This is a genomic window from Hydrogenobaculum acidophilum (genome assembly GCF_054656715.1).
The window spans coordinates 16,532-30,857 of sequence record NZ_BAAHXP010000013.1 but is presented as its reverse complement, the minus strand read 5'-3'; the positions used below and the strand labels follow the sequence as shown (position 1 = coordinate 30,857).

Genomic DNA, 14,326 nt, shown 5'->3' with positions numbered 1-14,326 from the left:
AATTTTATATTCTTAAAGCATGGAATATCCGAAGGCTAAATTTGAAGAGTTGGCAAAAAGAATAAAAAGCATGGCTATAAGTCCAGAGATAGATATAGCTATTTGTTTTCCTGGGATAGATGAAACTGAATGCGAAGAAAAAGAAGAATATCCTTGTGTTGTCATTTCTTATTTAGGAGACGATGGTGAAGGACCTTCAAAAAAGGTAGTATTTAATGAATCTTACTGGAATTCTTCTATAGACTCTTTGCTTGGGGCCATTATGCATCAAGTAAAATCTTTGATGGAAGAGCTTCAATCCTTTGAAGGAGAGTGATATTTTGTTTTTAAAAAATAAACCCTTAAAAAGTAATCTGATATTATAGCCTCTTCACTATGATTTAAGCCTTTATCTCTAATCGGAATAAAATAAGGGTCTTTTGTGGCAAACATATTAAAAAACTCAGTACCTTTTACAGCTCTTATGGATGGTCTTTTTCTACCAACCCCTTTTATAAAGTCTATCTTAAAACCTAAGAACCTCAGAGAACACTCTACGCTTTTGTTGGATGTATAGCTTATCCAAATTCCTCCTCGTTTTAGGCTTTTAAAAAGATTATTTAAAAAATCAAGACTCCATAAAGAAGGATTTTTATAAGGAGAAAACCCGTCGTGTAGTATTACATCAAAATAGTTTTCAAATCTTATTTTTCTTGCATCCATGATAAAAAGCTTCCAATTTATTTGTTTATCTTCAAGGGAAAAATTACTTTTGTAAAAGCTATATCTTATCTCGTCTGATGGGTGGTTTAGCTCTATAAAAGGTGGTATCTTTTTGTCTACACTAACTATATTTACTCTTTTGTTTTCTTTTAGAAGCTCTTCAGTCAATACCGAAGAATTTACAAACATTCCAGCACCAATATCAAGCACATTTACAACGGATTTTTCCTTTAGAAGCTCCAAACTTGGATTTACAAACTTATTGTAAGCCTCTTCTAAGGGACCAGTGGTAATGCTATGATAAAACTCTTGATAGTAATCATCGTATATGTTTGGATAATCTATATTATCAACCTTTACAGGTTTGTAAATATTTGATACTTCTTTAATAAGAATATCTTGAAACTTGTCTGGCAAACGTTTAAATCTTCTATCGTTTTTTAAAGTGGTCAAAACCTTTTCTTTCAAGCTCTTTTCCATCTATTAGCACCAAAGGTTTACCCTTATCTATCACTTTACCTATCACGGTATTATCTAAAAATGGGTTAAAGTGTTCTTTCTTTTGAGAAAACAAAAGCTGATAATCTTCACCGCCAGATAAAGCTATCTCATGTGGGTCTACATGGTTTTTTGAAGCAAAGATTTTTAGCTCATTTGAAATGGGTATTTTATCTTTGCTTATCTCTATCACCACGTTTGAACGTTCTGCTATATGCCACAAGTCCGATGAGAGCCCATCTGATATATCCATGGAGGCGTTAGCATATTTTCTTATGTGGTTTATATAGTCTATCCTAGCCGTTGGCCTTAAATGTCTTTCTATAAGTCTTAGTTCATGTTCTTCGTAGGTTTTTTTTGATGTTAAAAGCTTGAAACCAGCGTAAGAATCCCCAAGGGTTCCAGTTACTAAAACATCATCCCCTACCAAAGCTCCAGCTCTTGATACAAACCTCTCTACTTCTCCTATTAAAAATACATCTATACCAAGCTTTGAAGCTTTTGATATATTACCACCTACTATTTTTAAGTTATAAAACTCACATGCCGCTTTCACCCCTTCGTATATCCTTTCTAGGAATCGTTCTTCTACATATTCCGGTACCATCAAGGATATAAGCCCATAAAGAGGTTTGCCGCCGTTTGCCACAATATCGGATACATTTATAGAGATAGCCTTAAAGCCGAGGCTTTCTGGAGGATAATGTATTAGAAAATGAACATCTTCTAAAAAAGCATCGCAGGTGATATTTAGACCATTATCACCTATTTTTATATAAGCAGTATCGTCTCCTATAGCATCTTCTTTTAAAATAGCAGTGAGCTTTTTTATAAGTTCAAACTCACCAATCATCTTAAAACATATATTATAGCAAGTATCATATTAGATACTAAAAGCAAAGAAGATAATTTTGATATAGTCCTAAACTTAACCCTTATGGGTGCGTTGAAATCCACTTTGTCTATGTCCCCTATGCTTTGTTTTAAGCTTTTCATATAATAAGATAGATATATATTTCCTAAAAGCCCTAAGATAAGGATAGCAGTATAAAAACTTATATTTAAGATAAAAAGTAATAAGAGCTCTAAAAAGGCTATTTTGTAGAATCTCCAAAGTATTTGACCGTATATTCTACCAGCCAAATTCTTGGTATCTATTTTTTTAAAAAGTACATAAGATACTATAAAAACTATGCTAAATATCTCGCCAGCGTATATTCCTGCTATTAGCTTACTCATAAGCTCCTTAAAAATGGATTGAATTTAATCTCATATTCTAGCGTAGTGTCATCGTAATGTCCACATATTACCCTTGTTTCTTTTGGTAAGATAGAAAAAAGTTTTTTTAAAGATCTTGATAGCTCTTGGGATGAGCCTCCGGGTAAGTCTGTTCTTCCTACGCCGCCTTTAAAAAGGGTGTCTCCTGCTATTAGGGTGTTTTGAGAACTTATATAAAAGCAACATCCACCCGGTGTATGACCTGGCGTGTGTATAACCTCTATATCAACTCCTGCTATATTTAATACATTCTTGTCGTTTATGTAATAATCTGGGTTTGGCGGAGCTTTGGCACCTAAATACATTGAAAATCCTGGAAAAAGCTCATCTTTTAACAAAAACTCATCACTTTTATGAATATAAAAAGGAGCGTTGTATAGCTCTTTTATGGTTGCCACTTGTCCTACATGGTCATAGTGTCCATGTGTAGCTAGTATCGCCACTGCTTTATAATCTTCTAATCTTTTTAAGATGTTTTCTATATCAGAGCCTGGGTCTATTACGATGGTTTCTTTTGTCTCTTCGTTTTTAATAAGAGTGCAGTTTTCATCAATCGGCTTGGTCTGTATCCTTTCTATCTTCACTTTTTGCTCCATCGTTAAATCCAAATAAAATATATAACGGAACGCTTATAAAGCCAAGGGGTAAAATCGCTAAAAAAATTGCCCATCCCCATTTTTTTCTTTTGATAGCGTCATACAAAAAATAAAACAAAATACCAAATACACCAGCTACTAAAACAAAATCGCTCGCAAAAATATGCTTTAGGTAATTCATCCCATTGATTATACCATGTTATAGCGCGGCGAAGAATCTCAATATTTTTATATAATTAAAAGAAGAATCAGAAGGTGGTATAACATATCCATCCCAATCAAGGCCAACTTTTGCATTTTGCTTTGAAGCCTCTAAAACTATGTATGTCATGCAAGAGAGTTTTTGCTCTAAATCTTTATATTCCATGTTAAAATCCTCTGGTCTTAGTATTATTTCTTTGTTTATAAAATCTGTAAAATCGTTTACCATAAGCTTTTGCATTTTAGCAGAGGCTTTCCAGTTTATATACTTTGGATTTTCGTTTTGATATTGTTTTATCTGATATAGCTCATCTTTTTCAAAGGTTTTCACATAACCCTTATCTGATTTGTAATATCTTATGTCTTTGTCACAGGGTTTTGGTGATGGATACACATATATGTCTATTGGAACAGCGTATTTTACTTCTCTATAGGCAAACCCAAAAGGAAAATCCGAAAATACATACATCTCTAACTCTTTATAGTGGCCTCTTTTTTCAAAAAGCAATGTTAATTCTATTTGTTTTTCTTCGCTGGATTTTATTATAAAAATAGATTTTTCATCAACTATCTCTAAAGCTTTATACCTTCTGAAAAAAAATTTTTTTATATCTTGGTTTAAATCTTTTGCTATAAACACGTTTATTAGGAAGGAAGGCCATTTTTTATTATTTTTTATAGAGAAAATAACTTTACCAGGTTCGTTGGCAAAAAAGTCTTGGGCTTTTACAAAAGTTAAATCTAAAAATTTTATATTGTAGTAAGATATAATACCACTTATTATCATGAAAGCCATCATAAAAGAGGTGATAAGGTATAAAAGATTGTTAGCGGTATTGATAGCGGCAAAGCCAAAAAGAAGCATTATGATAATATAAAATATTCCAAGAGGCGTTATCCTAACGTTTACTCTTTTTCTGATAAGCTATCCCCCAACAAGTTTAGTACCACTATAATTAAAAATATAACAACAGCTGAAGAAAATGTCCAAGGATAAAGAATTATTGTGTATATGCTTTTTGGCAACATGTTTCCCAAAGATGGGTAAGGTTCTTGTATGCCTAAGCCTAAAAAGCTAAGAGCTCCTTCTGCCACTATGTAAGCTGGTATAGAGAGCACCGTACTCATAATAAGGTATCTTCTTATGTTTGGTAGTATGTGTTTTAGGATTATGTAAAAAGGATTTGCTCCATAAAACTTAGCAACGTTTACATATTCATATTCTCTTATGGACAACACCATACCTCTTATAACCCTTGAAAAAGGAGCAAAACCAAAAAATGAAAGTATGAATACAATCATTCCAAATACATAAATTCCCGATATATCAAGAGGGAAAAGTGCTCTTATAGAAAGCATGAGATAAAAAGTTGGCATTGCCATTAAAATTTCTACCATCCTCATTACAACGTTATCCAATATTCCTCCCACATAACCAGCTAAACTACCTATCATCGTTCCTATCACAATTGTGCTTACTGCTCCTATTATAGATATACTAAGAGATACTCTAAGAGCGTATAAAAGCCTAGAAAAAATGTCTCTTCCAAGAGCATCTGTACCAAGCAAGAATATATAACCACAGCTTGGTTCAAAAAGCTTAAAACTGTTTTTGGTTTTTACAAAAAAATTTATATAACAAATTTTACTTTTATCTTCTGTGTAGCTTCTAGCAATAGATTTCACTGGCTTTAGCCTATAAACATACAAACCTTTCAAAGATATGTGTATATGAGTAGGTGGGGCAAATACGTATTCTCTAAACTGTTCTTTATAAGAATAAGGCGCTACAAACGGCGCAAACAAGGCAAGCATTATAAAAAATACAATTATACTAATTGCAAATTTAGTTTTCCACATCTTCTTTTACGGTATTTGTGAGGCTTCCTATACCTTCTATTTCTATCCTTACCGTATCGTTTATATTCATTGGTCCAACGCCTGGTGGTGTACCAGTTATAATGATATCGTGAGGGTAAAGAGTCATTATATGAGATATAAAGCTTACAATCTCATAAACATCAAATATCATATCAGAGGTATGTCCAGATTGCTTTAATTGGTTGTTTAAGTAGGTTTTTATATGTAAATCAAAAGGGTCTACGTCTTTTGTAATTACGGGTCCAATGGGGCAGAAGGTATCAAAAGACTTTGATCTTGTAAACTGTATATCTTTTTTTTGTAAATCCCTTGCAGTAACGTCGTTTGCTATGCTAAAACCAAGAATTGCGTTTTTTGAGTCTTTGTAGGATAATTTTTTTGATGCTTTTGATATTACTATAGCGAGCTCTCCTTCGTAATCAACCCTTGTGGAAGATTTTGGGTATACTATAAACTCTTTGTCCAATGCGATGCTGCTTTTGGGTTTTAAAAATAAGAGAGGTTCTCTTGGTATATCCATATTTAGTTCTTTTGCATGGGCCTTGTAATTTAATCCTACGCATACTATCTTTGTCGGTTTAAACTCTATCTCTTCGTTTTCTCTTAAAAGCCAAATACCACCGTTTTTTCTTTGAAGTTTATACATAAGCTACATTATAGCATACAGCTTTTAGGACACTTCTTTTAAAGATTTGAATGTGAGAATTTTTGATATACCGTCTTTGCTGGTGACACCTATCAATTTGTCAGCAAAGTTTGCCAAATTTTCCCTTAAAGTCACTACTATAAACTGGACTTTGTCTGATTTTTCTTTTATCATCTGACCAAGAAGATATGCGTTTGCCTCATCTAAGTGAGCGTCTATCTCGTCAAAATAATAAAACACGGAAGGCTTGTACTCTTGGATGGCAAAAATAAGAGACATAGCAGCCAATGTTTGTTCGCCGCCAGACATAGCCTCTACATATTGTACATCTTTGCCTCTTGGCTTTACAAATATTGAAACACCACCAGAAAATGGGTCTTCTTCGTTCTCCAACAACAAATCGGCTTTTCCTTGATAAGATACTTTTGAGTATATTTGTTTAAAGTTTTTTCTTATGTTGTTAAAAGCCTCCATAAAAGCGCTGTATTTTTTCCTATCTATTTCTTCTATCATAGATTTTATGGCTTGTTTATCTTTTACAAGCTGTTCTAATTTTTCCTTGTAATCTTGTAATCTTTGAAGCGTCTCTTCATATTCCTCTTCTGCCCTAAAGTTTATATCTGTCATAGTATCAAGTGTTTTTTTTACAGTTTCTAGTTCCTCTTTTAACCTTGACATGCTTTGGTTTTGTTCTTCGTAATCTTCCCCAGTGTAATTTTTCTCTTTTAGAGCCTCGTTTATGGTATCTATTTTTGTTTGAAGCTTTGCTATGTTGTTGGACAAAACTCCTAATTCTTCTAAAATCCTCTCATGCTCTATTTTAAGACCTCCTAAAAGAGCTTGCAGCTCTTTTTGTTCTTTCTCTAAGCGCTCTTTTTCTTCATAAAGCTCGTAAAATTTGGCATTTGATTCTTTTAGCTCATTTTCTGTTTGCTTTTGCTCAGTTTCTAAATTTTCTATATCTTTTTTTAAAGCTTCTATATTGTAATTTGTTAAAGTTAGTTCTTGATGCTTTTGATTTATAAAAGATTTTGCTTGTTCTATGTTTTGAGATAAGGTATTTTTCTTAAGTTCTATAGCGTTTATTTCTTTTGTTTTTTCTAAATAAAGCTTTTGATACGCTTCTAAACTATCTCTTAATTTTTTAATCTCTGGGCTTGTGTAATAAGACAGAATGTCTTTTTTTCTAAGTTCAAGGTTTGTAAGCTTTTGTTCTAAATATTTTATCTCCTCTTTCAATGGTTCTAAAAGCTCTAAAAGTTCTTTTTTCTTGTTTTCAAGATGTTCTATGTATTCTTTACCGGATTTTATACGCTCTAATATGTTTTTGTACTCTAAAGCGCTTTTTTCTTTCTGAGCCTCCAAATCTTTTATATACTTTGTATTTATGGCTATTATGCCTTCTTTTTCTATAAGGCTTGACTTTGCAACATTGATTTGCTGTTCTAATTTTTGTTCTTGTTCTTTTAGGGTCTTGTACTTTTCGTTTATAGATTCTAGTTTCTCCAAAAGAAGCTTTTTACCCAAATGAGAACGGGATTTTGATTTGCCGCCGGTTATCACACCAGTTTTTTCAAAAACCTCTCCCTCAAGCGTTACGCATCTATAGTTTTGCAGGCTTTTAGCAATATCAAAGTTTTCCACCACCAACGTATCACTAAATACGAAACTAATAGCAGGCTCTATCGCTTTATCGTAGTCTACCAGTTTTATAGCAAAATCTATATAGCCTTTTTGCCTTGGATAAGGTGGCAAATTTTGGGTTTTTATGCGGTTTAAAGGTATAAAGCTAAGTCTTTGATTTGAACGTTTTTTCAAAAGCTCAATACACTCTCTTGCTACATCTTCTGATTCTACTACTATATAAGAAAGTCTTCCGCCGGCTGCCGCTTCTATAGCGTCTTTGTAATTCTCGTCTTTTAAGCTTATGAGGTCTTCTACCTTACCGTAAACTCCCCTTATATTTTCAAATATGAAGTTATCTTCATCGCTAAATCTAAGTTGCGATTCTATTGTGGCTTTTTCTACCAATATATTTTCTATGTCTTTTTTTAGCAAAGACAAAGAGTTTGAATACTTTGATATGGCTTGTTTTACGGCTTCTATAGAAAGTCTTTCTTGTTCTATGATTTTGCGATAATTTTTTAGCTTTTCTTCAAAAGACTCACTTTGCTTTAAATTATCAAGTTCATTTTGAAGCCTTTCGATTTCATCGTTGTATTTATTTTGTTTATGAGATATGTCTTGGATTTGGTTTATGTATTTTTCCAATTCCTTCTTTTTTTGTTCTATCGTTGATTTTAACTCACTTTCTTTTTTCTCTATTTGCTCTATCTCTTCTGGGGATAGATTTAATTTTTTTTCTGTAGCTTTTAGCTCTTCTTCTTTTTCCTTTATATACTTTTCCACCTCAAAAAGCTCTTGTTCTTTCGATAGTTTTGTTTGTTCTATTTCTAGAAGCTCTTTTTCTAGGTCCATCAAATCTTTTTCTAAAAACTCAATCTTCTTATTTAAATCTTCTTTATGAGATAGCTCTTTTTCCAACTCTTTTTCTTTTTGTTCCTTTTGCTCTTTTATATATTGAATCTTTGCTGATAGCTTACCAGAGACCTCTTTAAAAGGAAGAAGCGTTTCGTTTAGATGCGCTATGTTTTTCTCTTTTTCTTTTAGGATAATAGAGTTTTCTTCTATCTGTTCTAAATATTCTTTGCTTTTTTGCTCTAAGCTGTACTTTTCTTCTAATGCGTTTTCCAACTCTTTTTTTAAGTTTTGTCTTTCTTTTAAAAGTAAAACACATTCTAGTCTGTGTTTTTTTGCCAATAGATTCTTATACTTGTTGAGCCTTTCTTTCTCTTGTTCAAACTTCTCTAAGTTTAGCTCTAGTTCTTCTACTAGGGGTTTTAGTTCTCTTATTTTTATATCAGCTTCTCCTAGCTCTTCCAGGGCAAATTGTCTTTTGTGTTCGTATTCGCTAATGCCTGCTACATCTTCTATTATTTTCCTTCTTTCTATAGGCGTAATCTTCACAAACTTAACGATATCTCCCTGAAGTACTATGTTGTATCCCTCTTTATATATACCACCTTTTGCAAGTATTAGGTGTAAATCTTTTTCCCTTATAGTTTTGCCGTTTAGTTTATATAGGCTTTTACCGTCTTTGTAAATAATCCTTGTTATTACAAATTCATCGTATCCAAAAATTTGGGGCTTTGCAAAATAAATATCTACTTGTGCAAAATCTTCTCTATGACCTTGTTTTGAGTATATAAGATGTGTTAGATTTTTAGCTCTCATTGTTTTTGATGTAGAAAGCCCAAGACCAAAGGAAATGGCATCTCCAATATTTGATTTACCAGCACCGTTTGGTCCTACTATCCCTATAAAACCCTCTCCTAAGGGTATCTCTAATCTTTCTGTACCATAAGACTTAAAATTTGTAACTACAATTTTCTCGATATAGGCATTTTCCATCTTATTTTTGATTTTTGGCTTTTATACGGCCCAAAACCTTTAAAGGTAATCCGTAAACCTTTGTAAACATAGCCCCTGCTTTATGGTCAAAAGCGTCTTTCTCGGTGTATGTAGAAAGTTCCTCTATGTAAAGAGCATTTGGAGACTTTCTTCCTACTGTATCTATGTTTCCTTTGTAAAGTTTTAGTATTACCGTGCCATTTATATACTTTGCTATATTGTTGTTAAAAGCATCCAAAGCTTCCCTTAATGGAGAAAACCAGAGTCCTTCGTATACTAAGTTTGCATATGTGTTTGATATATGTCCTATAAGATATTGATATGTATATTTGTCAAGTGTCAAAGAGGCAAGATCGTTGTAGGCTTTATAGAGGCACATAGCACCCGGTGCTTCGTAAATCTCTCTACTTTTTATACCTACAAGCCTATTTTCTATCATATCTATACGTCCTACTCCGTGAACTGAAGCTATATCGTTTAAGTGTTCTATAAGCCTGTAAAGAGTGTCAAACTTTTTATCATTTATAGCCACTGGTGTTCCTTCTTCAAATGTTATCTCTACATATTCTGGGGTATTTGGAGCTTCTTCTGGATTTTTCGTGATTTGATAAGCATCTTTTGGAGGTTCTTGGTAAGGGTCTTCTAGTATACCGCACTCTATAGAAACACCCCATAGGTTTCTATCTATAGAATAAGGATTTTCTTTGGTGGCTTTTACAGGTATTTGATATTTTAACGCATATTCTATTTCTTGCTCTCTTGATTTAAACTCCCATTCTCTTACGGGGGCAAGCACTTCTATATCTGGATTCAAAGCCCATGCAGATACCTCAAATCTAACTTGGTCGTTGCCCTTTCCAGTGGACCCGTGGGCTATGTAATCGGCGTTTCTTTTTTTTGCGTATTCTATAAGCTTTTTAGATATAAGGGGTCTTGATAAAGAAGCCGTTAGCGGATATTTGCCCTCATACAAAGCTAAAGCCCTAAGGGTAGGAAGACAAAAATCTTTGGCAAACTCTTCTCTTATGTCCTCTACTATCGCCTCTATCGCTCCAGCTTTTCTAGCTTTTTCTGGTATTTCAGAAAGCTCTTCTTTTTGCCCTACATCCGCAGTATAGGTTATTACCTCAAAGCCTCTTTCAGTAAGCCATCTTACTATAATTGACGTATCCAAACCACCAGAGTATGCAAGTATCACTCTTTTTGCCATTCTATTATTATACTTCAAAAATTAAAGTTTCCCTGTCTTTACAAGCTTTATAGAATATCCTTTATGCTATACTATACTTTAAATGAAAATAGCCCTTATACATGACTGGCTTATAACGCTGGGAGGAGCTGAAAAAGCTCTTGAGGCTATATATGAGCTTTATCCATCTAATATATATACACTTGTTAAGGATGATGATAACTTAAAGAAGTCAGTTTTTGAAAATGCTATTATAGAAACTTCTTTCATACAAAAGCTACCAAAAGCAAAAAAACTGTATAGAAATTATCTTCCTTTGTTTCCATTTGCTATAGAGCAATTTGATTTATCAGGGTATGATGTTGTAATATCCTCCTCTCATGCAGTGGCAAAAGGTGTTTTAACAAGTTCAAGTCAGCTTCATATATGTTATTGCTACACGCCAATTAGGTATGCATGGGATTTATATTACGATTATTTAAAAGAAAGTGGGCTTGATAAAGGTTTAAAAAGCTTGATAGCAAGATATATTTTACACAAGATAAGATTGTGGGATATTGTAAGCTCAAATAGAGTGGACCATTTTGTGGCCATATCAAATTATATAGCTAAAAGGATAAAGAAGGTTTATGGCAAAAATGCAACTGTCATATATCCACCAGTAGACGTAGATAAATTTGACGTTTATACGAAAAAAGAAAATTTTTATATCACAGCTTCAAGGTTTGTGCCTTATAAAAAAATAGATTTGATAGTAGAGGCTTTTTCAAAGATGCCAGAAAAAAGGCTTGTAGTGATTGGAGATGGACCAGATTTTGAAAAAGTAAAAGAAAAAACTTCTAAAAACGTAGAGCTTTTAGGGTATCAGCCTTTTGAGGTGTTGAAAGACTATATGAAAAGAGCAAAGGCCTTTGTTTTTGCAGCCGAAGAAGATTTTGGTATAGCACCAGTGGAAGCTCAAGCCTGTGGCACGCCCGTTGTAGCTTATGGAAAAGGCGGGGCTAGTGAAACGGTAATTGATGGTGAAACAGGCATATTTTTCAAAAACCAGAGTACTGAGGATATAATAGAAGCCATAAAACGTTTTGAAAAAATAGAAGATAGTTTTTATGCTTTTAAAATAAGAAAAAATGCTGAAAGGTTTAGCAAAGATAGATTTAAAAAGGAGTTTAAAGAATTTGTGGATAAGAAGATAGATGAATTTTTCAGCTAGCTTGTTCCTAATCAAAATTTTCAAAAATATTTTATAATATTGATATGGAATTCGAGTTTTCGGAAAGACTTAAGGTTTTGCCACCTTATTTGTTTGCGGCGATTGACAAGAAGAAAAGAGAAAAGGCTGCCCAAGGGGCAGATATAATAGACTTGGGTATAGGTGACCCAGATCTTCCTACTCCTAGCCCTATAGTGGAAGCTGGTAAGGTTGCTTTAGAAAAGCCAGAGCATCACAGATACCCTTCTTATGAGGGTATGTACTCCTTTAGAAAGGCTGTAGCAGATTGGTATAAAAGACGTTTTGGCGTAACGCTTGATCCTGATAAAGAAGTGGTAACTCTCATAGGTTCTAAAGAAGGAATAGCTCATTTTCCACTTGCTTTTGTAAACCCTGGGGATTATGTGCTTTGTCCAGATCCAGGCTATCCAGTCTACAAAATTTCTACCATATTTGCAGGCGGCACTCCATACATGCTTCCTTTGAAAGAAGAAAATGGATTTTTACCAGATATTGATTCGATACCTCAAAACGTTTTGCAAAAAGCAAAGATTATATGGGTAAACTATCCAAACAATCCAACCTCAGCAAAAGCCCCAGATTATTTTTACAAAAAGCTCATAGACTTTGCCCATAAGTACGGTATTATAATAGCTTCTGACCTGGCTTACTCTGAAATATATATATCAGAACCACCTCGCTCTATTATGGAATTTGAGGGTGCCAAAGATGTGGCTATTGAATTTCATTCTTTATCAAAGACCTACAACATGACAGGTTGGCGTATTGGGATGGCGGTGGGCAACGAAAAGCTTATAGCTGGTCTTGGTAAAGTTAAAACAAACGTTGACTCTGGACAATTCCAAGCTATACAAGAAGCAGGTATAAAAGCTCTTAGTTTGGACGATAGCATAGTGCAAAATTTAAGAGATATATACAAAGAAAGAAGAACGGTCATGACCCAAGCACTAAAATCTATAAACCTCGATGTGTTTGAATCAGATGCCACATTCTACCTTTGGATAAAAGTACCTAAAGGTTACACCTCAGCTAGTTTTGCTGAGCTTTTGTTAGATAAATTAGCAATAGTGGTAACACCAGGTAGTGGTTTTGGTGAAACTGGTGAAGGGTACTTTAGAATATCTCTTACGGTGGACACAAACAGATTAAAAGAGGCCGCTGAAAGAATAAAAAGCCTAAGCTTATGATAGATAAAGAGCTTTTAGACATCTTGGCTTGCCCTAAATGTAAGGGCGAGCTTATCTACAACAAAGATAAAAATATTTTAATATGTGGGGCTTGTAAGCTTGTTTATACAATAGAAGACGATATTCCCATCATGCTCATAGAACAAGCCAAACCTCTTGATGAATACATCAAAAAATCCTAATCTTATTTGTGGATGGGGTAGGTTCCCTTGTATAGAAGCAAGTATCTTAAATAAGATAGATTTTTCTAAAAGCTTTATACCAAGGGCTTACGGCAGAAGCTATGGTGATGAATCCCTTTACAAAAACGTTTATGACTCTACCAATTTAAATTTATTCGTAGATATAGATTTAGAAAGAGAATATATAGAAGTTCAAGGCGGTGTTCAGCTTAAACATATATTAAAACTCTTAATACCAAAAGGCTATACATTGCCGGTAGTCCCAGGCACATCTTTTGTAAGTGTGGGAGGAGCTATTGCAAACGATATACATGGTAAAAGCTCAAGAGGCGCTTTTGGAGATTTTATAGAAAGCTTTGAGATATTAACACCAAAAGGCTTATACAAATGTTCTAAAGATGAACATAGTGATTTATTTTTTGGGACCATTGGGTCTATGGGGCTTTTAGGAGTGATAATAAAAGCACGGCTGAAAATAACAAAAGGAAGCCCTTACATAAAACAAAACATAATACCTACAAAGGGTATAGAAAATGCTATGGAGATATTAGAGAAGTTTGATAAAGATTATGAGTTTTCTGTATGCTGGATAGATGCTTTTACAGAGAATGCTTTAGTGATGTTTGGAGATTACGCTTATTATGAAAAGCTTCCCCTTGATTTAAAACTTCGTTTTAAGGCTTTTAAAGAGAAAAAGACTATAGATATTCCGTTTATTATGCCAAGTTTTGTGATAAACGATTTAGATATAAGAGCTTACAATATGTACTATCTTAATAAGATGCCAAAGGGTGAATCTTTGGTGCATTATTTTGATTTTTTCTTTCCTCTTGATAATATAAAAAACTGGAATAGGCTATACGGAAAAAGAGGCTTTTTGCAGTATCAGTTTGTAGGACCAAAAGAAGCTATTTTAGAAGTTTTTAACGTTATAAAATCTCATCAAATTTATCCATATCTGGTGGTGTTAAAAAGGTTAAAAAACGCTCCAAATAGAGTATTTTCTTTTGTAAAAGAAGGTTTTACACTGGCTCTTGATTTTCCTGTAAAAGGCGATGTGCTGAAGATGCTTAACAAGTTTGATGAGGTGGTGATGCGTCATAACGGGCTCATATATATGGCTAAAGACTCTAGGCTTCCTAAAGAAGTTTTTCAATACATATACAAAGACCAAATAAAAGCTTTGATGTCTTTAAAAGCCAAATACGATGAAAATAATATTTTAAAGTCTTTGATGTTTGAAAGGCTTTTTATGAGATAA

At 33.6% G+C, this 14,326-nt stretch carries 15 protein-coding genes; 5 read left to right on the top strand and 10 right to left on the bottom strand.

The genetic code is table 11. From position 1 onward, the window contains the following. Positions 1–19 precede the first annotated feature (19 nt). Positions 20–316, top strand: coding sequence for a hypothetical protein (locus ACYQZV_RS07140; protein ID WP_459894410.1), 297 nt, complete (start codon positions 20–22; stop codon positions 314–316). Here ACYQZV_RS07140 and ACYQZV_RS07135 read toward each other — a convergent pair. From ACYQZV_RS07135 to ACYQZV_RS07090, 10 genes are read right to left on the bottom strand one after another with little or no spacing between them, the layout of a single operon-like run. Further along, on the bottom strand, positions 295–1,182 hold the full coding sequence (locus tag ACYQZV_RS07135; RefSeq protein WP_459894407.1) for an MnmC family methyltransferase: 888 nt from the start codon (positions 1,180–1,182) through the stop codon (positions 295–297). The two genes, ACYQZV_RS07140 and ACYQZV_RS07135, sit on opposite strands and share 22 nt — an antisense overlap. Then, positions 1,133–2,053, bottom strand: a complete 921-nt coding sequence (gene thiL, locus ACYQZV_RS07130; protein WP_459894404.1) for a thiamine-phosphate kinase — start codon at positions 2,051–2,053, stop codon at positions 1,133–1,135. The genes ACYQZV_RS07135 and thiL overlap by 50 nt, the downstream gene beginning before the upstream one ends. Further along, positions 2,050–2,439 carry a hypothetical protein gene (locus ACYQZV_RS07125; RefSeq protein WP_459894402.1) on the bottom strand — a complete coding sequence of 130 codons (390 nt, stop codon included), beginning with the start codon at positions 2,437–2,439 and terminating at the stop codon, positions 2,050–2,052. The genes thiL and ACYQZV_RS07125 overlap by 4 nt, the downstream gene beginning before the upstream one ends. Next, positions 2,436–3,062, bottom strand: coding sequence for an MBL fold metallo-hydrolase (locus ACYQZV_RS07120; protein WP_459894400.1), 627 nt, complete (start codon positions 3,060–3,062; stop codon positions 2,436–2,438). Before ACYQZV_RS07120 ends, ACYQZV_RS07125 begins: the two co-directional genes overlap by 4 nt. After that, entirely contained in the window at positions 3,028–3,255 is a 228-nt protein-coding gene (locus tag ACYQZV_RS07115; RefSeq protein ID WP_459894397.1) for a hypothetical protein, read from the bottom strand. Before ACYQZV_RS07115 ends, ACYQZV_RS07120 begins: the two co-directional genes overlap by 35 nt. A gap of 18 nt (positions 3,256–3,273) precedes the next feature. After that, the gene (locus ACYQZV_RS07110) at positions 3,274–4,140 is read right to left on the bottom strand and encodes a DUF58 domain-containing protein (RefSeq protein WP_459894394.1); all 867 of its coding nucleotides are present in this window, start codon (positions 4,138–4,140) and stop codon (positions 3,274–3,276) included. Positions 4,141–4,181: 41 nt separating this feature from the next. Further along, positions 4,182–5,135: an ABC transporter permease gene (locus ACYQZV_RS07105; RefSeq protein ID WP_459894390.1), complete on the bottom strand. Its 954-nt coding sequence runs from the start codon at positions 5,133–5,135 to the stop codon at positions 4,182–4,184. After that, positions 5,122–5,802, bottom strand: a complete 681-nt coding sequence (locus ACYQZV_RS07100) for a fumarylacetoacetate hydrolase family protein (RefSeq protein WP_459894388.1) — start codon at positions 5,800–5,802, stop codon at positions 5,122–5,124. Before ACYQZV_RS07100 ends, ACYQZV_RS07105 begins: the two co-directional genes overlap by 14 nt. 24 nt (positions 5,803–5,826) lie before the next feature. Next, entirely contained in the window at positions 5,827–9,273 is a 3,447-nt protein-coding gene (gene smc / locus ACYQZV_RS07095) for a chromosome segregation protein SMC (protein ID WP_459894385.1), read from the bottom strand. Between the two features lies 1 nt (position 9,274). Next, positions 9,275–10,483 carry an argininosuccinate synthase gene (locus ACYQZV_RS07090; protein WP_459894382.1) on the bottom strand — a complete coding sequence of 403 codons (1,209 nt, stop codon included), beginning with the start codon at positions 10,481–10,483 and terminating at the stop codon, positions 9,275–9,277. A gap of 82 nt (positions 10,484–10,565) precedes the next feature. Between ACYQZV_RS07090 and ACYQZV_RS07085 the strand changes: the two genes are divergently transcribed. The 4 genes from ACYQZV_RS07085 to ACYQZV_RS07070 are packed head-to-tail and all read left to right on the top strand — an operon-like array spanning position 10,566 to position 14,326. Then, complete coding sequence (locus ACYQZV_RS07085) at positions 10,566–11,675, top strand: glycosyltransferase family 4 protein (RefSeq protein ID WP_459894379.1); 1,110 nt, start codon at positions 10,566–10,568, stop codon at positions 11,673–11,675. Between the two features lie 44 nt (positions 11,676–11,719). Further along, on the top strand, positions 11,720–12,883 hold the full coding sequence (locus ACYQZV_RS07080) for an LL-diaminopimelate aminotransferase (RefSeq protein WP_459894377.1): 1,164 nt from the start codon (positions 11,720–11,722) through the stop codon (positions 12,881–12,883). Further along, positions 12,880–13,065, top strand: a complete 186-nt coding sequence (locus tag ACYQZV_RS07075) for a Trm112 family protein (protein ID WP_459894374.1) — start codon at positions 12,880–12,882, stop codon at positions 13,063–13,065. Before ACYQZV_RS07080 ends, ACYQZV_RS07075 begins: the two co-directional genes overlap by 4 nt. Further along, positions 13,043–14,326 (top strand): FAD-binding oxidoreductase, encoded by a 1,284-nt coding sequence (locus ACYQZV_RS07070; RefSeq protein WP_459894372.1) that lies wholly within the window; start codon positions 13,043–13,045, stop codon positions 14,324–14,326. The genes ACYQZV_RS07075 and ACYQZV_RS07070 overlap by 23 nt, the downstream gene beginning before the upstream one ends.